The sequence below is a fragment of the Polyangium sp. 6x1 genome, assembly GCF_029946515.1.
GTDB lineage: Bacteria > Myxococcota_A > Polyangia > Polyangiales > Polyangiaceae > Polyangium.
In genome coordinates this window covers 115,420-141,249 of the sequence record NZ_JARZHH010000026.1, presented here as the reverse complement: position 1 = coordinate 141,249, position 25,830 = coordinate 115,420, and the positions used below count along the sequence as shown (strand labels likewise).

Genomic DNA, 25,830 nt, shown 5'->3' with positions numbered 1-25,830 from the left:
CCGCGGCCGCCTCCGCCTCCGCCGCCCCCGCGTCCGCCGCCGCCCCCGCGTCCGCCGCCGCCTCCGCCGCCGCGTCCACGCCCGAGGAGAGCGTCGCCTTCGACCCGGACGCCGCCGCGGCCCTGCTCGACGACGCGCGCCTCGCCGCCGTGAAGGCCGCCGTCACCCGCGAGGCCTACGTCGAGGCCGCGAAGGAGCTCGACGCCGTCCTCGCCGCCGAGCCACGCCCATCGAAGGACGACGAGCACGCCTTCCGCTACCAGCTCGGCCGCCTCCGCGCGCTCGCAGGCGATCCGCTCGGCGCCGCGCGCGCCTACGGCGAGTCCGCCGCGATCGGAGGGCCCCTCGAAGGATACGCACGCTACCAGGCCGCGGACCTGTCCGTGCGCGCGGGCGAGCACGCCGAGGCCCTCCGCCACATCGAGAAGGTCCCCACCGATCTGCCCGTCTCCTTCGAGGTCGGCCTCATGCGCGCCGATGCCCTGCTCGGCAAGGGCGACCTCGACGCGGCGCTGCCGCATTATCGCGCCTACCTCGGCAAGTCGGGGCACCCGCCGCGCTGGGTCGAGATCTCGCTGAAGGTCGCCCGCGCCCTCCTGCAAAAACCCTCCGAGGAGCACGCCGAGGAGGCCATCGGCCTCGCGCGGCGCGTGCTCTACGAGGGCCCCTCCGGCGCGGGGAACGGCGAGGCGAAGTCGATCGAGACCGACGCCCTCGGCAGCTTGCCCTTCCCGCGCCGCAAGGCCTTCGAGACCCCGAGCCAGGACGACCTGCTCTCCCAGGCCAAGCGCCAGCTCGACGCCGGCCAGAGCCGCGAGGCCCTGCGCACGACCGACGGCCTCATCGCCGACGCCCGCGCGGCCACGCCCGGCGACCTCGGCTGCGGCGCGTGGATGGTCCGCGCCGAGGCCCTCGCGCGGCTGAAGAAGAAGCCCGAGGCGGCCGACGGCTTCGGCACCGCGATGGAGCGTTGCGCCGGCACGCCCCGCCGCGTCGAGGCGCTCTGGAACGCCGGCAAGGCCTCGGCCCGCAACGGCCGGCATGGCGACGCCTTGCAGCGGTACGGCCTGCTCGAGCAAGAGTTCCCGACGCACAGGCTCGCCGACGACGCGCGCTTGAAGGGCGCCCTCGCCGCGCGCGAGCTCGGCGACGAGGTGCGCTTCACGCAGATGCTCACGAAGATGCCCGACGACTACCCGCAGGGCGACATGACGCTCGACGGCCTCTTCGAGCTCGCCCTCGCGCGCATGGCAAAGCGCGACTGGGCCGGCGCCGTCGCGCCGCTCGAACGCGCGTTCGAACGCGCCCCGCGCGAGCGCGTCTACTACGCCGCCGGCCGCCTGCCCTACTACCTCGGCCGTGCGCGGCTCGAAACCGGCGCGATCGATCAAGGCAAGGAGCTCTTCGCCAGCGTCATCCGCGACTACCCGCTCTCGTTTTACATGTCGCTCGCCTACGCGCGCCTCGCGGACAAGGACCGCGCCGCGGCCGATCGCGCGCTCGACGAGGCGCTCGCGCGTGAAGGCGCGACCGCGCCCTCGCCGCCGCCGAAGAGCCCTTCGTTCGGCAAGCCCGAGTTCCTCCGCGCCCTCGCGCTCGCGCGGCAGGGCGAATCGAGGCTCGCACGCATCGAGCTCGATCGCCTCGGCGTCGGCGCCCGCACGGCGCCGCCCGAGGTCCTCTGGGCCGCCGCGCTGCTCTTCTCGCGCGCCGGCTCGCCGAAGGAGGCGCACCAGATCCTGCGCACCGCGACGAACACGATCCCGGCGGGCCGCGCCGAGCTCACGGACTGGACCGACCACTACCCGGCCGGCAACTGGCGCTCGGCCTGGGAGATCGCCTTCCCGCGCCCGTACGTGGCCGTCGTCGCGGCCGAGGCGCAACGCAGCGGCATCCCCGAGTCGCTGGCGTACGCGATCATGCGCGAGGAGAGCGCCTTCGATCCGCGCGTCGTCTCCAGCGCGGCCGCGGTCGGCCTGATGCAGCTCATCGTGCCGACGGCGCAGCGCATGGCGAAGCCCCTCAAGCTGAAGGGCGACGCGGAGTCCTTGAAGCGCCCCGAGATCAACATCGCGCTCGGCTGCCGTTACCTCTCGGTCCTCCGCGCGAAGTTCCAGGACAACCCGCTGCTCGCGATCCCCGGCTACAACGCCGGCGGCGGCAAGCCGAAGGACTGGGTCGACGAGCGCCCGAACGAGGACTTCGATCTCTGGGTCGAGCAGATCCCGTACGAGGAGACGCGGCTCTACACGAAGCGCGTGATGACGAGCATGGCCGCGTACGACTTCCTCTACGGCAAGGGCAAGTCCGGCGAGGCGCTCGCGGCGCCGCTCTGGGCGAGCCCAGCGGCGCGGGCCGCGCTGGCAGCCAAGGCCCCGTAGCCTCACTCCCCCGCAGGTCGACTCCATCGCAGGGTGAGCTGATCGGTCTCGCGCTGGAGGCCGTGCGCGCGCATGGCCTCCGCGACGAGCCCGGAGCTCTCGGCGCTGAAGACCGGCGACGCAGCGATGCGCGGCCAGCTCGGAGCGACGTCGAGCGGCGTGGTCGAGCAGAGCAGCTCGGTCACGCCGCGGAGGTCGTGGACGCACTCCTCGGGCTTGATCCCGCTGTGCAGGCCGTCGACACCCACCGCGGTCGAGATCATTCCCATGATGCGGCTCCACTGCTCGCGCATCTCGTCGGTCATCTCGATGTCGGTCGGCATCGCAGGCCCGGGCTTCACGATCTCGCGCAGAGGTTCGTCGCCGGCGCGCACGTACAGGGAGTAATCGCCGATCCGAAGGGCCCACCCGAGCTCGAACCAGAAGAGCACCATCGAGGCGCCGCGCACGCCGCGGTCGAGCGGGTCCTTCGGGTTCGACGTGAGAAGCGCCTGCAAGGCCCCGACGTACTTGACCGCGATGTCCTCGACCGCCGCGCGCGGCGGCGCCTTGCCGAGCCAGTACTCCGGGGGAGTGAACGTCTCCCAGCGAGGGATCGGCGCGTACCCGCGGACGCCGCGCAGGTGGAGCACGCGCACGATCCGGCTGTAGTGATACCGGTCGATGCGGAACTCCGGATATCCCTGCTCGGTGAATGTCCAGTGGAGCTGGTCGCAAGCCTCGTAGTGAACATGTCCGTTGGGCATCGAGTCCGTCCTTTGGGGTCGACGGCGGCGAGCATACGCGGCTGGGGGATCGTGTGCGCGTGTGTCCTCTAGACGTGCCCCGGGGACAGTTCTGGTAAGGTTCGCCCCGCATGACCACTTCGAGCCCGGCCGAGAAGCTCGTCGGCGCGACCCTCAACCGGCGCTTTCGGCTCGTGCGCCTGCTCGGCGAAGGCGGCATGGGCGCCGTCTACGAAGCCGAGAGCGTGCAAGGTGAGGGCAAGCGCGCCGTAAAGCTCCTCCACGAGGAGTTCACCCGCATCCCCGAGGTCCGCGACCGCTTCCTGCAGGAAGTCACGGCCACGAAGAACCTCGTGCACCCGAACGTCGTGCCGATCCTCGAATCGGCCGTCGCCGAGGACGGCTCGCCCTACCTCGTGATGGAGCTTCTGCGCGGCCAGTCGCTCGGCGACAAGCTCGACGGCGGCGTGATCGTCCCCGTCCCCGAGGCGTATCGCATCACGAGCCAGATCCTCGCCGCCCTCTCCGCCGCCCACGCGCAGCGCGTCGTCCACCGCGATCTCAAGCCGGACAACGTCTTCGTCGCCGTGGATCCAGGCGGCAACGAGGTCGTGAAGATCCTCGATTTCGGTATCGCGAAGGTGATGGATGCCGCCGGCGGCATGGGCAACAAGACCCGCACCGGCGCGCTCATCGGCACGCCCGGGTACATGAGCCCCGAGCAGATCAAGAGCGCGAAGAACGTCGATCCGCGCAGCGATCTCTGGGGCGTCGCGACGATCCTCTACCAGATGCTCACGGGGCAGCTGCCGTTCGAGGCCGACAACGACTTCACGCGCCTCACCGCCGTCATCGTCGGCCACCCGACCCCGATCACGGTCTACGCGCCGCAGCTCGAGCGCTTCACGGCGTTCTTCGATCGCGCCCTGGAGAAGGACCCGAACAAGCGCTTCCAGACGGCCGACGAGATGGCCCAGGTCCTCACCGCCCTCGTGCGCGCCGAGGCGCCCGAGGTCGTGGTGAACGCAGGTGGTTGGAACCCGCAACAAGAGAGCGCCGCGACGCTGGCGTCGGCAGCCACGACGGTCATGCCGGCCGTCGGCGCGCTCCTGCCGACGGGCCAGACGCCGCCGCCGATGGCGCCCGTGTCGGGCTCGTTCGCCGTCGCCGACACCGATCCCGCGGGCTCGCCGCGTCAAGCGGCGCAGGGAGCGCCCGCGCCGGGCGCCGTGCTTTACGCGCCGCAACCCGCGGGCGGCACGCAGATGAGCGCGGAGCGGCACGGCCCGCCCATCCCGCGCATGCCCCCGCACGTGGCGGTCGTGCCCGCGCCGCCCCTGCCGCAGCAGCAGAAGAGCGGCGTGCCCGTGCCGATCGTCGCGGCCATCGCGGCCGTCACCTTCCTCCTCGGCATCCTGATCGGCTTCCTCGCGGGAGGCTCGTGACGTGGCTCCGCTCCTGCTCACGGCCCGCTTCGCCGCGACGATCGCCTTCGCCGCCTCGATGGTCGTGAGCCTCGCGAGCGGGCGCGGATCCGCCGCCGCGGCCGAGCCTTCGCCGCGCTTCATGGTCGTCGACCTGCACGCCGACGTCCCCTGGCAGGTCCACGGCAAGGGCCGCTCGCCCAAGCTCGTCGAGGGGCAAGCGCGCGTCGAGGCCCTGCAAAAGGGCGGCTACGGCGGCGTCGTCCTGCCGATCTACATCTCCGACAAGATCAAGGGCGGCCCGAAGATCGACGACGCCGAGGCGATCTACCGCGCGGCCGTTTCGATCGTGGAGGCGAGCGCGATCTTCCTGCCCCTCGGCTCGCGCGTCGCCGAGCCCGATCGCATCAGCACCTTCCTCGCGATCGAGGGCGCGGGCGCGTTCGCGGAGGACATCACCGCGATCGATCGGTTCATCGATCGCGGCGTCCGCTTCGTGAGCCTCGCGCACGCGAGGAACAACAAGCTCGCCTCGGCGGCGACCGGCGGCGGCGCGAGCTACGGCCTCACGGACCTCGGCAAGCAGTTCGCCGCGCGCATCTACGACAAGGGCGCGCTCGTCGACGTCTCGCACCTCTCCGACGCGGGCTTCCGGGATCTCGTCCCCATCGCCGAGGCGCACGGCGCGCCCATCGTCGCGACGCACTCGAACGCGCGCGCGCTCTGCGACGTCCCGCGGAACCTCACCGACGAGCAGCTCCGCGCGATCGGCCGCACGGGCGGCGTCGCGGGGCTGAACTTCCATTCGCCGTTCGTGAAGGCCGACGGCGCGGCCACGCTCGCGGACCTCGTCGCGCAGGCCGAGCACATGATCGCCGTCGCCGGCATCGATCACGTCGCGATCGGCAGCGACTTCGACGGCGACATCAAGCCGGCCGAGGGCATGGAGGACGCCTCCCACCTGCCCGCGCTCGCCCGCGAGCTCGGCAAGCGCGGCCGCAAGGACGACGAGATCCTGAAGCTGTTTTCGCTGAACGCGCTGCGCGTGCTCGGCTGGCGTCCGCCGCAGACGAAGGACGAGCCGAAGGCCTTGTGACCGAGAGAAGAAAGGACCTTTCATGACCACCGAGCTCGAGACCCGTTGCTTGAACACGTTCCCCGAGTGGCTGCGCACGCTGGCTGCCGACGCCGACGACATCGCGAAGCTGCTCTCCTCGGCGTCGGCGCCCCTCTCGGCGCGTCGGTACGTCGCGGCGGGGCTCAACTACCTGTTCAAGTCGCTCGACCTCATCCCCGACGGCATCGAGGATCTCGGCTTCCTCGACGACGCGTTCGTCCTGCGCGTCGCGGCCTCGCTCGCGCTCGACGAGAACCCGTCCGTGCGCGCCGAGTCGCCCGCGCTCCACCGGCTCGCGGCCGACAAGCCGCTCATCGTCGAACTGCTCGGCAAGGACTATGGTCGTCTCGAAAGGTACGTCCGCGACCTGACCCGCGGCGCCGCGCGCGGCCGCACGGTCGACGAGATCATCGAGGACGACGGCACGCGGACGGCCTTCCTGAACGAGGTCGCGGGCTGGGCGCAGAGCTACCAGGCGCCGAGCTTCTCCCGCGACGAGAAGAACATCGTCAAGCTCCAGTCCTTCCTCTCGGCGAAGCTGCCTGCCTGATGACGAATCACGATCCCGCTGTGTTCGATCTCGTGCTGAAGGGCCGCCGTGTCGTCCTGCCGGACGGCGTGCGCGAGGCCGCGATCGCGATCGCCGGCGGCCGCATCGCCGCGGTGCTCGATCCCTCGGCCGTCCCCGAGGGCGTGCGCACGATCGACGCGGGCGGCGCCGTGATCATGCCGGGCCTCGTCGACACGCACGCGCACGTCAACGAGCCGGGGCGCACCGAGTGGGAGGGCTTCGAGACGGCCACGCGCGCGTGCGCCGCGGGCGGCATCACGACGGTCGTCGACATGCCGCTGAACTCGATCCCCGTGACCACGACGCGTGCGGCGCTGGAAGAAAAGCGCCGCGCGTCGGCGGGCCGCACGTGGGTCGATCACGGCTTCTGGGGCGGCGTCGTGCCCGGCAACGAGCGCGATCTCGAGCCCCTCGTCGAGGCCGGCGCGCTCGGCTTCAAGGCCTTCCTCGTGCACTCGGGCATCGACGACTTCCCGATGGCCGAAGAGGGCGACCTGCGCCGCGCGATGCCGATCCTCGCGCGCCTCGGCGTGCCCTTGCTCGTGCACGCGGAGCTCGAAGGCGAAGCGCCCGAGGCCGCGGGTGATCCGCGCAGCTACGCCACGTACCTCGCCTCGCGCCCGCCGGCGTGGGAGGAGCGCGCCGTGCGCCGCATGATCGAGCTCTGCCGCACGTTCGGCGGCCCCGTGCACATCGTGCACCTCTCGGCGGCGGGCGCGCTCGACGACGTGAGGGCCGCGCGCGCCGAGGGCTTGCCGTTCTCGATCGAGACGTGCCCGCACTACCTGCTCCTCGCCGCCGAGGAGGTCCCCGAGGGCCACACCGAGTACAAGTGCGCGCCGCCGATCCGCGAACGCGAGAACCGCGAGCGTCTCTGGAACGAGCTCGTTTCCGGCGCGATCGACCTCGTCGTCTCGGATCACTCGCCGTGCACGCCGCGGCTCAAACTGCCAGACGAAGGCGACTTCCTGCGCGCGTGGGGCGGCATCGCCTCGCTCCAGCTCGGTCTGTCGCTCATCTGGACCGAGGCCAGCCGGCGCGGCGCGACGCTCACGGATCTCGCGCGGTGGATGTGCGAATCGCCTGCGCGGCTCGCGGGTCTCTCGCACAAGAAGGGCCGCATCGCGCCCGGGCTCGACGCGGATCTCGTCGTCTGGGATCCGGACGCCACGTTCGTCGTCGAGCCCTCGATTCTGCGTCATCGCCACAAGGTGACGCCGTACCTCGGGCGAACGCTGCGCGGCGAGGTGAAGACGACGATCCTTCGAGGTCAAACGGTGTACGAGGGCGGCGTCGTCCGCGACGAGCCCCTCGGCGTCCCGCTCCTGGGGCGGGGCGCGTAAGGAAGAGAGAGACATGGCTGATTTCGAGACGAAGGTCGATCTCGCGTCGGAGCGCCTCGGCGGCGCGGCGATCTGGGCGACCGACGATTTCTTCGCGCCCAAGGAAAACCTGCTCAAGCCCGGCAAGGCCGTCTTCATCCCGGGCAAGTACACCGAGCAGGGCAAGTGGATGGACGGCTGGGAGTCGCGGCGCCGTCGCGCCGGCAGCGAGGACGCATGCATCGTGCGCCTCGGCCTCGCAGGTCGTATCGCGGGCTTCGACGTCGACACGAGCCACTTCCTCGGGAACGCCCCTGCGCGCGTCTCCATCGAGGCGACGTACGTGCCCGGCTACCGGTCGCTCGACGCCTTGCTCGGCTCGGACGTCGCGTGGACCGAGATCCTGCCGCCCTCGGCGGTCAAACCCGGCTCGCAGAACCTCTTCGCGATCACGGACGCGGGGACCTGGTCCCACGTAAAACTGCGGATCTACCCCGACGGCGGCGTCGCGCGCCTCCGTGTCTACGGCGAGGTCAAGCCCGACTGGGCCCTGCTCCTCTCGGAGCACCGCGTCCTCGATCTCGCGGCCGTCGAGCACGGCGGCGTGGTCATCGCCGCGAGCGACGAGTTCTTCTCGGATCGACGCAACCTCCTCTTGCCCGGCCCCTCGCGCGACATGGGCGACGGCTGGGAGAGCCGCAGGCGTCGCGGCCCAGGCCACGACTGGGCGATCGTCCGTCTCGGCCGCGCGGGCACGCTCGTGCGCACGGACATCGACACGACGCACTTCAAGGGCAACTACCCGGAGAGCTGCGCGCTCGAAGGATGTTTCCTGCGCGGCGAGGAGACGCCCGAGGCGCTCGAAGCAGCCGCGTGGAAGGAGCTCCTGCCGCGCACGAAGCTCGAAGCGCACACGCGGCACGTCTTCTCGCTCCAGGCGAGCGAGCCCGTGAGCCACGTGCGCCTGCGCATCTTCCCCGACGGCGGCGTCGCACGCCTCCGGCTCTACGGCGCGCCGATCACCCCGTGAGGACATCGCCGTGGACGACTGCCGCCCCCTGAACGACCTCGAAGGCGACGAAGCACGCGCCGCGCTCACGCGCTGCTGCGGCAGCACGCGCTGGGTCGATCGCATGCTCCAAGAGCGCCCGTTCCAGAGCCGCGCCCACCTCTTCGAGGCAGCGTCGCGGCACTGGAACGCGCTCGACGTCGCCGACTGGGACGAAGCGTTCTCGCATCATCCCCGCATCGGCGAGCCGAACGCAGCCGCGAAGTCGACGGCCGCGTGGGCCGCGAACGAGCAAGCCGGCGCCGCGCGATCGGGAGGCGACGTGCGCGCCGCGATCGCCGAAGGAAACCGCGCCTACGAGGCGAAGTTCGGCCGTATCTACCTCGTCTGCGCCACGGGCAAGACGGGCGAGGAGCTGCTCGCGATCCTGCGCGGGCGGCTCGGCAACGACGCGGAGACCGAGCTCCGCGTCGCCGTGGGCGAACAAGAAAAGATCACGCGCCTTCGCCTGGAGAAGATCCTCTCGCCATGAGCACGAGCCCCATCACCACGCATGTCCTCGACACGAGCCGCGGCAAGCCCGCGGAGGGCGTCCCCGTCGTGCTGGAGCGCCTCGAAGACAGCTGCGAATACGTCGTGCTCGGGCGCGGCAAAACGGACGCAGATGGCCGCCTGCGCGACCTCCTGCCGCCCGAGCCGCGCCCGAAGCCGGGCACGTACCGCATCACCTTCGACACGGGCGCCTACTACGCAGCGCAGGGCACGACGGGGTTCTACCCGACCGTCTCGATCACGTTCCTCCTCCGCGCACCGGAGGAGCACCACCACGTGCCGCTTCTTTTGAACCCGTACGGTTTCTCGACCTACCGCGGGAGCTGACCCATCCCCATCTCCCCTCTCCCGCGAGGGAGAGGGGTTGGGGGTGAGGCTCAGCCCTTCCGCGCCGCGAGGATCTTCACGAACGAGCGCGTCGCGAAGTCCGCCGAGCCGAGTCCGGTCATCTGCTCGGCCTCGGCCTCCGTCAGCGCTCCGCAGGCGATCGCGCGCAGGAAGTAGTTGAGCAGCCCCTGCCCCGTCGCGGCGTCGTCGAACACGTCGCCAAGCAAGGTCGCCTGCGCGGCCTTGTCGAGGAACGCCTTCAGGCGCGCGCCCGCGGCTTCGAGCCCCTCCAGGAAGAACGCGTAGACCGCGCCGTAGCGCGCCGGGAGCTGCGCCGGATGGAGATCCCATCCCTGGTAAAACCCGGTCACCAGCGAGTGCCGGTTGTGATCGTGCGCGATCCGCCACGCCCGATGCACCACGGCCCGGTTCTCCGCGAGCTCCGCCGCCCCGAGCGCGGCTCCCTCGGCGGCGCGATGCGGGCCGATCGGCATCACGTTCGTTGCGCCGTCCGAGAGCATCACGCTCGTGCCTGCGAGCGAGACCTTCATCACGTGCTTCGCGAAATCACACGCTGGATGCGCCATGTGCTGGTGCGCCGCCGTGATGCTGCAGCCGGCCGTGTAGTCGTACGTGCCGAAGTGCGCGCCGATGCATCGCCCCTTCGCCAGCGCCATCAGGTGCGGCAGCGCGACGCGCCCGTCGGGCAGGAAGATCGACTGCGTCGTCTCGACCATCACCTCGAAGAGGAGCGACTTCGACGGCAGCGCGAGCGCGGATTCGAGCGATTCGAGCAACGCCACGAGCGCCTCGACCTGCTCGGTCACCGTGATCTTCGGCAGCGTCACCACGAACCCCTCGGGCAAACGCCCGCCCATCCGGGTCACGAGCGTCGTCACGAACAGATCGAGCGTCCGCACGCTGCGCGCGCGTAGCTCCTCGGAGAGCGGCTTGATCCGGATCCCGATGAACGGCGGCGCCGTCCCGCTCGCCACGGCCTCTGCGACCTGCTCCGCCGCCGCGACCGCGTGCCCGTCTTCCTCGGCGTCGGGACGGACGCCGTAGCCGTCCTCGAAGTCGATGCGGAAGTCCTCCACGGGCTCACGCGCGAGCTTCTCGAGCACGCGCTGGTAGACGACCTGCGCGAGGATCGCCGACGTGCTCGTCGCCGCGGCGGCGAACGCGGCCGGACCGTCGGGCAAATCGCTCGCGAACGAGAGGCCGAGCGCGCGGGCGAACGTCACGGGATCGGGCGCGTACGTGCGCATCACGTCGAGCGCGACCTCGCCGGATCGCTGGCAGGTGCGCGCCTTGAAGAGGTGCGCGCCGCCGTAGACCGTGTGCACCGGCTGCCTGCGCGAAGGCTCGCCGGGGAAGGCCTGGACGAAGTCGCGGTTCGCCTGGGCGAGCCGCGCGAGCGTTGCGTGGGGGAGGTTCTCCGAAGTCAGGGAGGTCTTCACGGCGCCCATCCTACGACGAGATCCGGCGCAAGGAGATCACCGGCCGGTTCGCCTCGCGCGACTTGTCGAGATCGATCACGCCTTCGAGGGCCCAGCCGCTGCTCTCGCCCTCCGCGTCGACGAGGATCTGCGAGAACTCCCAGATGAAGGGCCACTGCCGGATCTGCGTATTCTCGGGGCTCCGCGCCTTCGGATCGACGCGGATCTCCCCGTGTTCTTCCCAGAACGGCGCGAGCGCCTCGTCGAAGCGCCGCGGCGTCCAGTCCTCGCCGCCCGCCTCCACGATCTCCGTCGCCTCGACGTAGTCCTTCCGCGCGAGCGCGCGCACCAGCGAGAAGAGCTCGTTCCTGATGAGGGCGACGAACGCGCGCGTGTCGGTGGTGACGTCGAACTGCTCTTCCTTCGGCTCGGGTTTGCCCTCGACCACCGCGATCACGCGGTCGGGGTTCTTCATCCGCTCCCACTCCTCGATGAGGGAGCTGTCCACCTGGCGCACGATCGCGCCGAGGAAGATCTCGAGGTCGTCGAGCTCGTCGGTCTTCTCACGATCGGGCACGGTCTGCACGAGCGCCTTGTACACGTCGGAGAGGTACCGCAAGAGCAGCCCCTCGCTGCGCTGCAGCTCGTACTCCTTCACGTAGTCGGCGAAGCCCCAGAGCCCCTCGAACATGTCGCGCGCGATCGACTTCGGCCGGATGTTCTCCTTGCCCACCCACGGGTGCTTCTTCGCGAACTCGTTGAAGCTCTCGTAGATGAAGTCCGCGTTCGGCTTCGGGTACTCCATCTTGTCGAGCTCCGCGACACGGTCCTCGAACTCCATGCCGGCCGCTTTGAGCTCCAACATCTTTTCCCGCTTCAGCTTGTCGAGCTGCTTCATCAGGATGAGGTCGGGGTTCTCGAGGATGCTCTCCACGAGCGTGAGCACTTGCAGCGAATACGTCTCGCTCTCCCGATCGAGCACCTCGACCGTCTCCACGAGCCAGAGCCCGAGCGCGTGGTTGATGGTGAAGTCCTCCTGGAGGTCGGCGTTGATCCGCACCTTCCGGTCCGTCTCGTCGCGCTCATGAGGCGGCACGATCTCGATGACGCCGCCGCGCGCGAGCGAGCTGAACATCTGGAGCGCCGTCTTCTTGTGGATGCGCCGCTGCGCCGGGGTCTCGTGCACGTCGTTGAGGAGCGTCTTCATCGCGCGGCAACCGTCGCCCTCGCGCCCGAGCACGTTGAGCAGCATCCCGTGCGAGACCGAGAAGCGCGACACGAGCGGCTCGGGCTCGCCGGCGATGAGCCTGTCGAACGTCGAGCGATCCCAGTGCACGTAGCCCTTCTCCGGCGGCTTCTTGCGCACGATGCGCTTCTTCTTCACGGGATCGTTTCCGGCCTTCGCTTCGAGCCGGAGGTTCTCGATCGCGTGCTCGGGCGCCTGCGCGACCACGGTGCCTCGATCGTCGAAGCCCTTTCGTCCCGCGCGCCCCGCGATCTGCTGGAAGTCGCGCACGCTGAGGATCGCCGTCTTCTGGCCGTCGTACTTGCAGAGCTTGGTGAAGAGCACCGTGCGGATCGGGATGTTCACGCCGACGCCGAGCGTGTCCGTCCCGCAGATCACCTTGAGCAGCCCCTTCTGCGCGAGCTTCTCCACGAGCAGCCGGTACTTCGGCAAGAGCCCCGCGTGATGCAGCCCGATGCCGTGGCGCACGAAGCGCTGGAACTCCTTGCCGTAGGGGCTGTCGAGCCGGACGCCCTCGAGCGCCTTGGCGATCGCGCGCTTGTCGTCCTTCGACGCGTAGTCGAGGCTCATGAGGTTCTGCGCCTCCTCGGCCGCCGCGCGTTGCGTGAAGTTGACGATGTAGATCGGCGCGCGGTCCTTCTCGACGAGGCTCTGCACGGCCTCGTGCAGCGGCCGCTCGCTGTACTCGAAGTCGAGCGGGACGGGCCGCTCGCGCGAGCGCACGAGCGCCGTCTCCTTGCCGTTCAGCTTCGTCAGGATCTTGGCGAACGCGTCCGCGCCCCCGAGCGTCGCGGACATGAGCAAGTACGTCGCCTGCGGCAGCGTCAGCAGCGGGACCTGCCACGCCACGCCGCGATCACGGTCGGCGTAGTAATGGAACTCGTCCATGATCACGTAATCGACGTCCGCGCGCTCCCCCTCGCGCAGCGCGATGTTCGCGAGGATCTCGGCCGTGCAGCAGATGATCGGCGCGTCGCGGTTCACCGACGCGTCCCCCGTCATCATGCCGACGTTCTCCGGGCCGAAATCCCGGCAGAGCGCGAAGAACTTCTCGCTGACGAGCGCCTTGATCGGGCACGTGTAGAACGACCGCTTGCCCTGCGACATCGCAAGGAAGTGCATCGCCGTCGCCACGAGCGATTTCCCCGACCCCGTCGGGGTGTTGAGGATCACATTCTTGCCCCCGACAATCTCGAGCAAGGCCTCTTCCTGGGCGGGGTAGAGCTCGAGGTCCTTCTCGGCGACGTAGTCGAGGAACCTGTCGAAGACGAGCGTGGGATCGGCATCGTCCGGGGCGGGGAGGCGGCTTGCCAGGGGCGTGAGCACGGCGAGCGTCATGCCATAAAAGGGCCCCGGGGGCTTGCGTCCGCGATCGCATCGACGGGAGCGATGGAGGCTTCGTGCGGGCGACCCGTGCTACGCCCTTGGCGCCGAGGGGTCGGTTGAGCTACGCCCGTGAGGGTGCGTGAGGGCCAGGCAAGCGACGTGAACGAACGATCGGAAGGTGGCGCTGACGCGGCGATCCGGGGCATCATGGTCCGGCGGAGCACTTGGATCGTGAAAGGCCCGGGAGGGAGCGCGTGAGCGCCGACAATCGCGAGGGAGCAGGCCCGTCGAGCGGAACACCGGCAGCAGGCACGGCCACGCCGGCTGCGCCGGACGCAGCGCCGACGGCCGAAGGCGAGAACGTGATCACCTCGCACGGCGAGCGCGAAGCACGCGCCTACGTCGCGCCGATCGAGGTGCCGAAGCGACGCCAGCGCCTGAAGACCATGGACATGGCGAAGGTGCGGATCTCGGCCGACATGAAGGTCGAGGTCATGGACGCGCGGCACATGCCCACGACGAAGATGGAGCTGCCTCCCGGCGGCCTCCGTCCCCCGCCGCCGCCCCCGGGCGCCGAGATCGGGGACCCGACGTCGAGCCCGTGGACGACGACCGGAGGCATCGATCGCTCGATGCTGCCCTCGGCGTCGCTCGGCCCCGCGGTAGCCGCGCCGGGCTCGCGCCCCGCGGCCCCGCAGGCCTCGCAAGACGAGGACGAAGGCGGGCGCAGCATCTGGATCTGGGTCGGCGTGGTGCTCGTCGCGGCGCTGCTCGGCGGCGGCGCGGCGTATCTCTTGCGCGGCCGTGTCACGAGCGGGAGCAACGACGCGGGCGTCTCGTCGAGCGCGCCGATCGCGGTGACGGTGCCGGCGACGCCCGGCAAGATCCCGCTGCCCCCCGTGACCGCAGAGCCTGCCGAGCCCACGCCGGCCGAGCCCGCGGCGACGGCGGAGCCCGCGCCCACGGAAGAGCCGACGCCGGAGCCTGCAGCCACGGCGCCGGCGCAAACCGGGGTCAAGCCGGTGACGACGTCGCCGCGCAAGACCACGACGACGACGACGAAGACCGCGCCGACGACGACGGCCGCGCCGACCTCGACGGGCTCGGCGCCGCGGCGACTTTTCTAGGTAGCTTCGGGAGGGTTTTGCATGCGAACCAAGGCACTGGTTTCGGCGGCGAGTTTCGCGCTTCTGATCGCGGGCGCCGCACCTGCGTACGCGGACGACGCGGCGCGGGCGGCGGAGCTCTTCGCGACGGGCAACAAGCTCTTCGACGAGCAGAAGTGGGCCGAGGCGGAGGCCTCGTACCAGGCCGCGTGGGATCTTCGAAAGAGCTTCGACCTGGCGGGCAACCTCGGCGACGTGGAGATGACGCTGGGCCAGTACCGCGACGCGGCCGAGCATCTCTCGTACGCGCTCGAGGAGTTCCCGGCCGGCGGCAAGCCCGAGGTGCGGGAGGCGCTGCAGAAGCGGCTGGAGGAAGCGAAGAAGCAAGTCGGATCGGTGACGATCGGGACGAGCATCGGCGGCGCGAAGATCTACGTGGATGGCCGGTTCGTGGGGCAAGCGCCGCTGGCAAAGCCGGTCTTCGTGGACCCGGGCAAGCGGGTGATCGAGGCGCGGCTGCCCGGGCACGACGACGTGCTGAAGACGGTCGATGTGGAGAAGGCGCAAGCGCAGGAGGTGAGCCTGGTGCTGGCGCCGAAGATCGGGGGGAGCTCTGGGGGGAAGAGCAAGATCCTGATCGGGGTTGGCGGCGGGCTTGCGCTCGTGGGGATCGGGGCTGGCATCGGCCTCCTCGCGACGGCCAGCGGGCTTTCGAGCGACGCGGACGCGCAGGACAACGCGATGCCCGACGCGGCGTGCAACCCGCTGCATCCTCGGAATGCCGAGTTCTCGGGGGCATGCGTCGAGCTCCGCGGCACACTTGAGCGCTCGCAGACACTCCACAACGTGGGGATTGGCGCGCTCGTCGTGGGCGGTGTGATCGGCGTCGGCACGCTCGTCTATGCCCTCATGCCGTCGAAGAAATCGGCGACGATGGGCCTCCAGGTCTTGCCGACGGTCGCCCCGACGTATGCGGGGCTCTCCGCGATCGGACGATTCTGATCGCCGAGGGGGACGTCCTTCTCGTCCCAGGCGCTTACCCTTTCTTCCAAACATAGGAGAGATTGCGATGCGCAATGTTCACACGACCCTGGCGTTTGTGGGGCTCCTGGTCGCGGCTGGGTTCGGGCAGGTCGTGGGTTGTGCGGTGAACCCGGACGACTGCTCCAAAAACAACGAGTGCTTCGAGAACGGGAAGCCGTACGGCAGCGTCGTGGGGCCTCCGCCGGGATGCACGGATTCGCCGAAGAACAACCGCGATGTCATCACGAACGAATGCGGGTACTTCGTATCGGCGAACGGTGACGACGCGAACGCTGGCACCGCGGAAAAGCCATTCAAGACGCTCGGCAAGGCGATCGACGCGGCGAGGAGCGCGAAGGCTCGCGTGTATGCATGCGCGGACGGCGCCTATGCGGAGCGCGTGGAGCTGCCGGGCGGCGTGTCCGTGTTCGGCGGTTTTTCATGCACGAACGGCGCCTGGAATTACGACGCGACCCCCGGGGCCACGATCCAGCCTGCCGCGCCGGGACCGGATGACGTGCAGGCCTCCCTGCGCGTGACGGGGAAGGGCACGAGCCAGCTAGAGGACCTCGTCGTGCGCGCGCCGGACGCGACACTCGCGGGGGGCTCCGCGATCGCCGTGATCGTGGACGGCGTGACGGTGGACTTCGCTCGGACCGATCTCATCGCCGGGAATGGAGCCGCAGGAGCGCAAGGCACGACGCCGGCGGACAACATCGGTCCTGCCAACCCTGAGGACTCCGCCATCAAAGGGAACAGTGGACCGATCGCCTGCATGGGTGGCCCGCAGGGCAACGACGGCGGGGCTGCGAAAGACAACATGTTCTGCCCAGGTCTGGTTGGCGGCAAAGGGGGGAATGGGCAAAGCGAAGCGGCAGGCGGGGACAACGGCGCCGATGGGCAGCCCCTTCCAATGCCGAATCCCATGAATTACGGCGTTGGTGGGCTGGGCGAGACCATGGCAGCCCAATGCAGCTCCGGGGAGGACGGCCTCAATGGCAAGTCTGGCAATCCCGGCTCCGGCGCGCAGGAAGACGGCTCCTTGGACGCCACGCGCGGCTACATCGGAGCATCGGGAGGTGCCGGCAGCAAGGGCACACCAGGCCAGGGCGGCGGCGGTGGTGGAGGTTCGAAAGGCAAAAGCAACTGTTATGGCGCAGGCGGAGGGAGCGGCGGCGCCGGTGGCTGCCCTGGGAACGGGGGACTCGGCGGCGCCGCAGGTGGGTCGAGTATCGGCATCGTGAGTATCGGCGGAACGTTGCGGTTTGATGCCGTGGACATCACCACCAGCATGGGTGGAAATGGTGGAGCTGGTGGAGACGGCCAATTCGGTGGCGCTGGTGGGACCGGTGGGACGGGTGGAGCTGCCAGCATGGGGGTCACCAAGGCCTGCAATGGTGGAGCAGGCGGGCAGGGCGGCGACGGAGGGACCGGCGGCGGCGGCCGCGGCGGCCATTCGATCGGCATCGCCCACAAGGGCGGCACCGTCTCGGAAATGGGCGTGACCATCGTAAACGGCGCTCCGGGCGCTGGTGGGAACGGCGGCAACGCCGCGGCCGGCATGAACTCGATGGTGCAGGCCTTCCCCTGACGCAGGCTCGCGCCGCCGATGAGACTCCTAACCTTCTGACCGCGCTCCGTGGCTCCCCTCACGGGAACGCAAGCATGGTGGCATTGACGCCCTCCGTGGCGCCACCGCCCAATCCGCCCGCGCCCGGGGTGCCCGTTATGATGACGACACCGGCATCCGAGACGTTGCCACCCTTGTAAGCAATCCCGATCGAGTGACCGCCACGGCCGCCGCCGCCGTTGCCGCCAATTCCACCGTTGCCACCCTTCCCGCCCCTGCAACCCAGGGGCGTCGCAGGACCACTCGCGCCGTTCCCGCCGTTCCCTCCATTCCCGCCAGCCCCGCCAGCCTGCCCAAAGCCGCCGTCGCCGCCTCGGCCCCCGGCTCCCGTGGTGATGTCGACCGCGTTGAAGGACAGCGTGGCTCCGATACTCGCGATGGCGATGCTCGATCCACCGGGCATCCCCCCGAGCCCGCCATTTCCACCGCAGCCACCGGCCCCCCCGCTGCCGCCGCTGGCCCCGAAACAGGACGTCTTTCCTTTCGAGCCGCCACCGCCGCCGCCGCCTTGCCCGACCGTACCCTTCTTGCCTTGCTGGCCGCTCGCGCCGATGTATCCCTTGGTCGCGTCGAGGGTGCCCTCCTCGACGGCCCCGACCCCGTCGTTACCGCTCGTGCCGTTGGCGCCAGGCTCGCCGAGATCGCAGCCCTGGCCCATGTCTCCGAGCCCACCGATTCCCTTATTGCTCGGATTGGGATTCGGAGCGGGGATGCCGTCTCCACCCGCGTCGCCCGAGGCCTCCTGGCCATTGCCACCTTTCCCGCCGGTGGACTCGCCGCAGAGGGGATTGGCCTTCGCTGCGCCGCCCGTATTTCCGCCGGCCCCTCCCATGCAGGCGTTCTGGCCGTTGTTGCCACGGATCGTTGCATCGTCGGGGTCGGCGGGCCCAATATCATCCGTCGGCGTCACCCCCTGATCTCCCGCAGCGCCACTGCCAGCGATGAGCTCGGTCCGCGCGAACTTCACGATCGCGCTGTCGACGAGCACGGCGATCGCCGAACCCCCTGGTAACGTCGCATTCGCCGCCTCGATACGGAGATCCTCGAGCTGGGTGGTGTTACCCCCGGCAATTTTCAGCGATGCTGGCACTTCATCCGGGGACGCAGGCGCCGACGGGTTGATTCTCGCCTTCCTGCTCGCGTCGTATCTCCACTCGACGTCCTGACAATCGAACCCGCCGAAGATGGAGACGCCGGCCGGCACCTCGACGCGCTCGGCGTAATCACCGCACGCATAGACCCGAGCCTTGCTTCTTCTCGCCGCCTCGATCGCGACCGCGAGCGTCTTGTAGGCCTTGGCCTCCGTGCCAGGGCCGTTGTCGTCGCCCTTCAAGCCATCCACAAAAAAAGCGCATTCGGTCTTGATGACATCCGGATTGCTGCTCGGCGAGTCGGTGCACCCCGGCAGCGGCCCCACAACGAACGGCTTGCCCTCCTCCGAGCAGATGTTGCTCCGGCTGCAGTCGTCCGCATCGGCCGAGCAACCCGCCATCTGCAAGAAGCCCGCTGCAATGACGATACCCAGGGAAGCGATGGTGGTGTGACGCGTGCGCATGGGCATGTCTCCCCTTTCCGTAAGTGATAAAAGCAAGACGTGGAGGTGCGGTTGCTGATGAGCAATCCGCGAGCGTCGCTCAGAACTGGCCGGTCGCCGCGAAGCCTGCGAAGGTGGGCGTCACCGTCGGCACCACAGTGAAGCCGATCGTGGCTTGCTTCTTCGTGGGCAAGAGCGCGTAGACCACCGTGCCCACCGCGAGAACGCCGCCCACGACGAGGGCGCCCGTGCCGACGTTCGTGAACGTGTCTTTGCGTTGCAGGGTGCTGAGCAACGTCGCGCAGTTGGCCTTGTTCGCGGCGTGGTCCGGGTGCCCGGGGTCGCATGCCATGTCCGGCATGGCGTTGTCGAGCGCCTCTGCATCGCTGCTCGCGCCACTCGCCGCCACCCAAAGCCCAATCCCCGTCCCGATCCCCGCCAAGGAAAGACCGCCGCCCACCGCAAGGATCGCCCAACTCTTCCCCGCGCCCTCCTCCTTCGCCGGCGCCGCTCGCTCCACGTTCACCTCGTCCACGAGCGCCGGCACCCGCACCGTCGTCACGCCTGCCTTCCCCTCCACCACGACCTTCTCCGCCCACCCCTTCTTCCCCGGCGCCGTTGCCTCGATTGCCTGCTCCCCCGGGTCCACCGGCACGGCTGCCCCCCATACCTCTGCCTCCACCGACTTCCCGTTCCGTTTCACCACGAGCCCCGCGACTCTCGCCTCCGGCGCCACCTCCACCACCAGTTTCGCTAGCTTCGGCTCGAGCTCTCGTGCCCGCCGCGACGCTTCCTCCATCCGGCGCTCGTCCTTCGCCGCGCGCGCCGTCGACTCCGCCTCACGGAAGGTCGCCCATGCGCTCGCCGTCTCGCCGTTCGTCTCGTAGCAATCGCCGAGCGCGAGCAGCCTCCCCGGCCGCGGATCCAGCTTCTGGCTCGCCGCGAGCTTCGGGCACGCCTCGGCGGCTCGTCCCCCTTTGAGCAGCTCGCGCCCCTCCTGGAACAACGAATCTGCCGCGGCGCGATCCTCCGCGGGCCCTGCGTTCGCGTGCGCCCCGCACAGGCCCATGGCAACACCGACCCCGAGCGCAGACAGCTTGACGCCCATGCAATGAACCTCGGCGGAGCACCTTACCAAGGCGAGCCCCACCCGTCAGCATGCGCCGTCAAGGGGCGTAGAGATCGTCGTTCTTCTTCGTGGGCCGAGGGCTTCCCGTGCTCGTCCCCGTTGCCTTGCTCGTCGAAGATGGTTTGACCACCGACGATGCCGGCACCGAAGGCGCAAGCGTCGACGACGACGGAGCCACGCTCGTCGTCGCTGCCGCGCGCGAGCTCGCTTCCACGGGCGCCGCATTCCCCATCGGCGCGACGATCGGAACCGCCGCGCTTGCCTCACTCGACGGCGCCGCCGCCTTCGTCGACGGCTCACTTCGCGCAGAGACAGACTCCTGCCCTGCCGCCCCGCTCTTCTCGCCTGCGCCTGCGCCCGAAAACGACACCACAGCGACCCCCACCGCGCCCCCTACGATCGCCAGGGCCACACCGAGCGCCGCGATGCGCATCGGGTGCGCGCCTCTCGTGCGCGAGGACGCGGACGAGCCCGCGCCCGGCCCGACCACCACCGCGAGCTTCTCCGTCGCTGCCGGGCCCGACGTCACCGACGTGATCGCTCGCGCCGCGGTTTGCTCCGTGAACGTGGGAGGGGCCTCGGGCATCGATCCCATCCGCACGTTTTTCCCTCGAACCACGCGCGCGACTCGCTCCACGTACACCCGCGCATGCGCCGGGGCGTACGGCGCGAGCGCCGCAGCCAGCTCCGCCACATCGCGAAACCGCTCCTCCCGGTTTCGCGCGAGGCACCGCAGGATCACGGCCTCGAACCCCGGCGGCGCGTCGGGCCGATACTGGCGCAGCGGCGTCGGTTGCCCCGCGAGAACGAGCCCGCACACCGCCTGGATCGTCTCTCCGTGGAACGGCGTCCTCCCCGCGACAAGCTGGTACAGGATGATCCCGAGCGCCCACACGTCGCTCCGCGCGTCCACGCTCTTCGGCGTGTTCATCTGCTCCGGCGACATGTAGAGCGGCGACCCGAGCATCTGCGACTCGTGCGTCAGCGCCACGTCGGAGGAGGCGAGCTTCGAGATTCCGAAGTCCAGCACCTTCACGCACGGCGCGCCGCTCACGTCTTGCGTCAGGAACAGGTTCGCCGGCTTGAGATCCCGGTGCACGATCCCCGCCGCGTGCGCCTCGCCGACGGCCTCGCACGCCTGCAGGACGAACTCGACCGCCTCCTCGAACGGCAGTTGCCTGCGCGCCTTCAGCGTCGCTGCGAGGTCCTGCCCGTCGAGGTACTCCATCACGATGTACGGCGCGTCGTCGTCGTCGGCTCCGACGTCGAGCACGCGCGCGACGTGGTGGCTCTTCAGGAGCACGGCGGCGCGCGCCTCGCGGAGGAAACGCTCGCGTTGCTCGGCCATCACGACGCGGCCCGTGAGGAGAGACTTCACCGCGACGAGCTGCCCGAGCTCCACGTGCCTCGCGGCCACGACGACGCCCATCGCGCCCGCGCCGAGCACGCGCTCCACGCGATACTTCCGCGCCAGGAGATCGCCGGGCTTGACGGGCATCTGGCTCATGAAGGGCCATGTCAGCCGACTGGCACGACAAGTCAAGACGCGGCGAAGCGCACCTCCTCGCGCCTTCGAAAGCTGCTGGCATTCGACGGGTTCCGGCGAGGCTCGATTTCCCCACGCTCGTTCGCACGGACATTGCCATTTCAGTTGACATCGAGCGACGTTCCGGCCCGTCTGGAACATCCGCCGAAGAGGGTTTGTCCTCCCCCCTGTTTGTCCCCGCCCCCACCCTGCCGTCTGCGGCCCGGACGTCATCAGACATGATGCGTGCCCCCCCTCACACACACGCCCCTTCGCTTCCTCATGGACTTTGCTCGCGGATTGTCCGAAAATTGCAGCCGTGAGCAATCCACAAAGACCCCCGGATCGTGGCCCTCGCCGGAGCGATCCGGGCGTCGATGATCCGCGCACCGGACCGGACAGCCAGCCGCCTACGTCCACGTCGTTCTCCGGTGTGATCGCGCGGGGCTTCGACACCGTGCCCATCTCGGTGCGGGGCGAGAGGCTCCCGCCGCCGAGCGTCCCGTCGAGCCGCCTCCCTCCTTCGTCGGGCACCGTGCCGACCAGCGGGCCTTCCTCGTCGGGCACCCCCGCGTCAGGGCAACCGAGCTCGGGCGTTCGTCGCACGAAGGGTGGCATCTACCAGGCCGTGCGCCTGCTCGATCAGAAGCACGGATCGTTCTTCATCTCGCGCCTGATCCTCGTGACGGGCGTCAACCTCCGCAGCTTCGATTCGTCGAGCGTCGACGATCCCGTCGTCGCCGAGAAGCTCATCAAGGCCCTCCGCCCCTTGCTCTCGCCCGCGGAGCTCGACGGTCTCATGCCGCTGCTCGTCGCACCGCCACGCTGAAGGAGCCCGCCCGTGTACGTCGTCTGCGTCAAGGTCTCCGTGCTCGCCGATCAGGTCGACGCGTTCCTCGAGGCGACGCTCGACAACGCGCGCGGCACCCGCGGCGAACCTGGCAACGTCCGCTTCGACGTCCTCCGCGCGACGGACGACCCCACGCGGTTTTTCCTGTACGAGGTCTACCCGACCGAGGCCGATTTCAAGGCGCACCAGCAGACGGCGCATTACCTCCGCTGGAAAGAGCGCGTCGCGCCGATGATGGCCGCCCCTCGCGTGGGTGAGAAATACACGTCCTTGTTCCCCGAGCCCTGGGCCTGAGAAGCGCCGCGTGATCCCGTGAAATTCTCGTTCCGCACGGCGCCCGAGATCCACTTCGGCGCAGGCACGCTCGGCGAAGCGCCGGCGGCCGTCGCCCGCCTCGGTACACGTTGCCTGCTCGTCTCGGGCAAACACTCGCTCGAGCGCTCCGGCAAGCTCGCCGCGATCGAGGAGGGGCTCCGCGCGCGCGGCGTATCGATGGCGCGGTTTTGCGTCGACGGCGAGCCCGACCTCGCGATCGCGGACGAAGGCGCGCGCATCGCCCGCGAAGGTCGGCACGACGTCGTGCTCGCGATCGGCGGCGGCAGCGTCATCGACGCTGCAAAGGCGGCAGCCGCGCTCGCGACGAACGAGGGCTCGGCGATCGATTACGTCGAAGCCGTGGGAGCCGGCCGCACGATCGAAAACGCGCCCTTGCCGCTCGTCGCCGTCCCCACGACCGCGGGCAGCGGCTCGGAGGTCACGAAAAACAGCGTCCTCCGCGTCCCCGATCTCCGCGTCAAGCGCAGCATCCGCAGCGATCTCATGGTCCCGCGGGTCGCCCTCGTCGACCCTTCCCTCATCGCCACCGCGCCGAAGAGCGTCGCAGCCTCCTCCGGCCTCGACGCGCTCACGCACCTCGTCGAAGCGTACCTCTCGAAGGGCGCGCAGCCGATGACCGACGTCCTCGTCGTCCCCGGCATCACGCTCGCCTATCGCGCGCTCGTCGCGCTCGCCGAAGATCGCGCCACGGACGAGTCGCACGAGGCCATGGCACTCGCGGCGCTCTGGGGCGGCATTGCGCTCGCCAATGCAGGCCTCGGCGCCGTGCACGGCCTCGTCGCGCCACTCGGCGGCCTTTGCGGCGTCCCGCACGGCGCCGGCTGCGGTTGCCTCTTGCCCGCCACCTTCGCCACGAACGTCGCCGCCTTGCGCGCCCGCGCGCCCGGGCACCCGGCCCTCGCCCGCGCACACGAGGTCGCCGACCTCCTTTTACCCCCAGACGCGCCCGATCGCAGCCCCGAGCGCGCCGCCGACGCCTTTCAAGGTTTACGCGACAAACTCGACGTCCCGTCGCTCCGATCGTATGGGGTCTCCGAGACGGACCTCGCCTCGATCATCGCAGGCTCGCGCGCGGGCAGCATGCGTTCGAATCCGATCGAGCTGACGGACGCCGAGCTCGAAGGAATCCTCGCGCGCTCCCTCGGCGCGCCCCTCGGCTGAGCGCGCCCGCTCATCGGGCTTCCCGGCAGCCACGTGTCTTTGGTAGGGTTCGGCCATGCGACATTCGATGGCCCTGATCCTGCTCGTCCTCGCCGGTTGTGGATCGAGCGCCCCGAAGGCCGAGGAGCCGAAGCCCGACACGCAGGCGGAAGCCGCCGCGGAGACCAAGACCGAGACGGCCGATGCGCCCAAGGCCGAGGAAGACAGCAAATCGATCCCCGAGGCCTGCGTGGGCGACGACAAGGCCGCATGCGTCATGCCAAAGGGCTTCGTCAAGCGCCTCTGCAACGGCGTCTATCCGGAGCTCGCGCTGTATCTCTTCCAGAAGAGCTCGCCGTGGCGCCGCGCGTACGTCTCCGTGAAGGAGGTCGCGCCGTTCAACGGGCTCGGCGGCCCGAGCGCAGAAGAGAAGCTCACGTTCGACGAAGAGCTGCTCGTGCTCAGCCAGATGAAGGCAGACACGGGCGGCATGCAGGTGAGCGGCGCGACCGGCAGCGTGGACGTGCTCCGCTGGGACGGCACCTGCGCGACCCTGTCGACCGAAGAGGTCCGCTTCCAGGCCCCGCCGAAGCCCAAGCACGCCATCATCCCGTGGCGCATCCTCGAAGACGCGACCCAAGAGGCGCTCAAGCAACACGAAGCCCTCGGCAAGGTCGCCATCGAGCGCAAAAAGGAATGCAAGGGCGCGACGATGGGCGCAGTCTCCGCAAAATGCGAGAAGGCCGATAAGGCGCTGAACGACCTCGTCGTGGACGCCGTGCGGTCCGGGACGACCGTGCCCAAGCCCTCCAAGGTTCCCTGAGGGTATTTCACAGCGTAGCGCTGGGGCTTTGCCCCAGGCCCCACCAGGAGCTGTCCGCTCCTGGACCTGGACCAGCGCCCGCGCTGGACTGAGGGTCGATGAACTGCGCAATGCGCAGTTCATCGAACAGCCGGGTCAAGACCGCGAGCGATCCTGCCAATCAAAACGGCAGCGCTGGCGGTTTCACCGGCAAGGCAGTTCCACCGGCCTGTCAGCGCAGCTTCGCCTTGCCCTGACTCGCGAGCGTCAATCCGATCAGCTTGTAGAGCAGCCGCGCCCCCACGTTTGCGTCCCACTCGTCGCCGTCGGGCCCCGGGGCGACCTCGTTGAGGTCGAATCCCACGATTGTGCGTCCGGACCGCGCCACCTCGCCGATCACGTAGACCGCCTCGTGGAAATCGAGCCCGCCGGGCACCGGCGTGCCCGTGTGCGGGCAATAACGCGGATCGAGCCCGTCGACGTCGAACGAGACCCACACCTCGCGGGGCAGCGCGTCCACGATCTCTCGCGTGATTGTGGCGAACGTCTCGCCTCCGATCTTGCGGCGCGCGAGGTCGCGATCGAAGAACACCCGGGCGCGCTCGCCTTGCGAGGCGACGTAGTCCATTTCCTCCTCGCACACGTCGCGGATCCCGACCTGCACGAGTTTTCCGACGCCCGCTGCGCGCGACAGCACGTTGTACATGATCGATGCGTGCGAGAAGGTAAAACCCTCGTATGCGCGGCGCGTGTCCGAATGCGCATCGAAATGCAGGATGCCGAGCCCCGGATGCCGACGCGCGAGCGCTTCGATCGCGCCGAGCGGCACTGCGTGGTCGCCGCCCACGATTCCCACGATCTTTCCCTTTGCGACGAGCCGCTCCGTCTCGGCCTCGACGCGCGCGTTGAGCTTTGCGCCGAGCTCGTTCACCCGCGCGAGGGCTGCGCGGAGCTCGTCTGTCTCGACGACCCCGCCCACTTCGATGATCTTCTGCGCGAGTGCCCGCCCTTCCTCGTTCCAGCGGGCGATCTCTTCGGCCTCGTCCTGCATGAAAATGCCGGGGGCGTACGGTTTTTCCACGTCGAGGTCGTAGAGGTCCACCTGCCGGCTCGCCGCGAGGATTGCTGCGGGGCCGCCCGACGTACCGCCGCCGTACGAGGTCGTCACTTCCCAGGGGACGGGCACGAGCACGACGGCCGCGTCGTCCTCCGTGAAAGGCAATCCATAAATGCCGGAGTCCTCGGCCGCGGGCGCGTTGGGATCGAACGAGACGGTCATGACGGCAGCCTCTAGCACGCGCGCCGAACCTCGGCGA

Annotated in this window: 22 protein-coding genes; 15 read left to right on the top strand and 7 right to left on the bottom strand. The window is 69.6% G+C overall.

Annotated elements, in window-relative coordinates:
• On the top strand, nt 1-2,381 hold a 2,381-nt coding region (locus QHF85_RS24300; RefSeq protein WP_281329677.1), incomplete at its 5' end, for a lytic transglycosylase domain-containing protein.
• Between the two features lie 2 nt (nt 2,382-2,383).
• Here the strand turns inward: QHF85_RS24300 and QHF85_RS24295 are convergent.
• Nucleotides 2,384-3,127 carry a hypothetical protein gene (locus QHF85_RS24295; RefSeq protein WP_281329676.1) on the bottom strand — a complete coding sequence of 248 codons (744 nt, stop codon included), beginning with the start codon at nt 3,125-3,127 and terminating at the stop codon, nt 2,384-2,386.
• A gap of 110 nt (nt 3,128-3,237) precedes the next feature.
• Between QHF85_RS24295 and QHF85_RS24290 the strand changes: the two genes are divergently transcribed.
• From QHF85_RS24290 to uraH, 7 genes are read left to right on the top strand one after another with little or no spacing between them, the layout of a single operon-like run.
• A complete protein-coding gene (locus tag QHF85_RS24290; RefSeq protein ID WP_281329675.1) occupies nt 3,238-4,551 on the top strand; it encodes a serine/threonine-protein kinase in 1,314 nt (437 codons plus the stop codon).
• 1 nt (nt 4,552) lies between these two features.
• The gene (locus tag QHF85_RS24285; protein ID WP_281329674.1) at nt 4,553-5,626 is read left to right on the top strand and encodes a membrane dipeptidase; all 1,074 of its coding nucleotides are present in this window, start codon (nt 4,553-4,555) and stop codon (nt 5,624-5,626) included.
• A 22-nt stretch (nt 5,627-5,648) separates the two neighbouring features.
• Nucleotides 5,649-6,197 (top strand): YkvA family protein, encoded by a 549-nt coding sequence (locus QHF85_RS24280; RefSeq protein ID WP_281329673.1) that lies wholly within the window; start codon nt 5,649-5,651, stop codon nt 6,195-6,197.
• Entirely contained in the window at nt 6,197-7,561 is a 1,365-nt protein-coding gene (gene allB, locus QHF85_RS24275; RefSeq protein WP_281329672.1) for an allantoinase AllB, read from the top strand. Before QHF85_RS24280 ends, allB begins: the two co-directional genes overlap by 1 nt.
• A 13-nt stretch (nt 7,562-7,574) precedes the next feature.
• On the top strand, nt 7,575-8,570 hold the full coding sequence (gene alc / locus QHF85_RS24270) for an allantoicase (protein ID WP_281329671.1): 996 nt from the start codon (nt 7,575-7,577) through the stop codon (nt 8,568-8,570).
• A 10-nt stretch (nt 8,571-8,580) separates the two neighbouring features.
• Nucleotides 8,581-9,081, top strand: coding sequence for a 2-oxo-4-hydroxy-4-carboxy-5-ureidoimidazoline decarboxylase (uraD, locus tag QHF85_RS24265; protein ID WP_281329670.1), 501 nt, complete (start codon nt 8,581-8,583; stop codon nt 9,079-9,081).
• Nucleotides 9,078-9,428, top strand: a complete 351-nt coding sequence (gene uraH, locus QHF85_RS24260) for a hydroxyisourate hydrolase (RefSeq protein ID WP_281329669.1) — start codon at nt 9,078-9,080, stop codon at nt 9,426-9,428. The genes uraD and uraH overlap by 4 nt, the downstream gene beginning before the upstream one ends.
• A 50-nt stretch (nt 9,429-9,478) precedes the next feature.
• On the opposite strand, the gene QHF85_RS24255 is transcribed toward uraH, so the two are convergent.
• The gene (locus QHF85_RS24255; RefSeq protein ID WP_348652758.1) at nt 9,479-10,897 is read right to left on the bottom strand and encodes a phosphoenolpyruvate kinase; all 1,419 of its coding nucleotides are present in this window, start codon (nt 10,895-10,897) and stop codon (nt 9,479-9,481) included.
• Nucleotide 10,898: 1 nt separating this feature from the next.
• Nucleotides 10,899-13,451 (bottom strand): DEAD/DEAH box helicase, encoded by a 2,553-nt coding sequence (locus QHF85_RS24250; RefSeq protein WP_281329667.1) that lies wholly within the window; start codon nt 13,449-13,451, stop codon nt 10,899-10,901.
• Between the two features lie 242 nt (nt 13,452-13,693).
• On the opposite strand from QHF85_RS24250, the gene QHF85_RS24245 reads away from it, so the two are divergent.
• From QHF85_RS24245 to QHF85_RS24235, 3 genes are all read left to right on the top strand, one after another.
• Nucleotides 13,694-14,566, top strand: a complete 873-nt coding sequence (locus QHF85_RS24245; protein ID WP_281329666.1) for a hypothetical protein — start codon at nt 13,694-13,696, stop codon at nt 14,564-14,566.
• 21 nt (nt 14,567-14,587) lie between these two features.
• A complete protein-coding gene (locus QHF85_RS24240) occupies nt 14,588-15,547 on the top strand; it encodes a PEGA domain-containing protein (protein ID WP_281329665.1) in 960 nt (319 codons plus the stop codon).
• 67 nt (nt 15,548-15,614) lie between these two features.
• Nucleotides 15,615-17,159 (top strand): hypothetical protein, encoded by a 1,545-nt coding sequence (locus tag QHF85_RS24235; RefSeq protein WP_281329664.1) that lies wholly within the window; start codon nt 15,615-15,617, stop codon nt 17,157-17,159.
• A 58-nt stretch (nt 17,160-17,217) separates the two neighbouring features.
• On the opposite strand, the gene QHF85_RS24230 is transcribed toward QHF85_RS24235, so the two are convergent.
• From QHF85_RS24230 to QHF85_RS24220, 3 genes are all read right to left on the bottom strand, one after another.
• A complete protein-coding gene (locus QHF85_RS24230) occupies nt 17,218-18,753 on the bottom strand; it encodes a hypothetical protein (RefSeq protein WP_281329663.1) in 1,536 nt (511 codons plus the stop codon).
• 79 nt (nt 18,754-18,832) lie between these two features.
• Complete coding sequence (locus tag QHF85_RS24225; protein ID WP_281329662.1) at nt 18,833-19,840, bottom strand: hypothetical protein; 1,008 nt, start codon at nt 19,838-19,840, stop codon at nt 18,833-18,835.
• A gap of 58 nt (nt 19,841-19,898) precedes the next feature.
• Entirely contained in the window at nt 19,899-21,368 is a 1,470-nt protein-coding gene (locus QHF85_RS24220; protein WP_281329661.1) for a serine/threonine-protein kinase, read from the bottom strand.
• Between the two features lie 337 nt (nt 21,369-21,705).
• On the opposite strand from QHF85_RS24220, the gene QHF85_RS24215 reads away from it, so the two are divergent.
• From QHF85_RS24215 to QHF85_RS24200, 4 genes are read left to right on the top strand one after another with little or no spacing between them, the layout of a single operon-like run.
• The gene (locus QHF85_RS24215; RefSeq protein WP_281329660.1) at nt 21,706-22,215 is read left to right on the top strand and encodes a hypothetical protein; all 510 of its coding nucleotides are present in this window, start codon (nt 21,706-21,708) and stop codon (nt 22,213-22,215) included.
• Nucleotides 22,216-22,227: 12 nt separating this feature from the next.
• Nucleotides 22,228-22,530: an antibiotic biosynthesis monooxygenase gene (locus QHF85_RS24210; protein ID WP_281329659.1), complete on the top strand. Its 303-nt coding sequence runs from the start codon at nt 22,228-22,230 to the stop codon at nt 22,528-22,530.
• An 18-nt stretch (nt 22,531-22,548) separates the two neighbouring features.
• Complete coding sequence (locus QHF85_RS24205; RefSeq protein WP_281329658.1) at nt 22,549-23,733, top strand: iron-containing alcohol dehydrogenase; 1,185 nt, start codon at nt 22,549-22,551, stop codon at nt 23,731-23,733.
• Between the two features lie 55 nt (nt 23,734-23,788).
• Nucleotides 23,789-24,535 carry a hypothetical protein gene (locus QHF85_RS24200; protein ID WP_281329657.1) on the top strand — a complete coding sequence of 249 codons (747 nt, stop codon included), beginning with the start codon at nt 23,789-23,791 and terminating at the stop codon, nt 24,533-24,535.
• Between the two features lie 211 nt (nt 24,536-24,746).
• Here the strand turns inward: QHF85_RS24200 and QHF85_RS24195 are convergent, their stop codons facing one another.
• Nucleotides 24,747-25,793 carry an arginase family protein gene (locus QHF85_RS24195; RefSeq protein ID WP_281329656.1) on the bottom strand — a complete coding sequence of 349 codons (1,047 nt, stop codon included), beginning with the start codon at nt 25,791-25,793 and terminating at the stop codon, nt 24,747-24,749.
• Between the last annotated feature and the right edge of the window lie 37 nt (nt 25,794-25,830).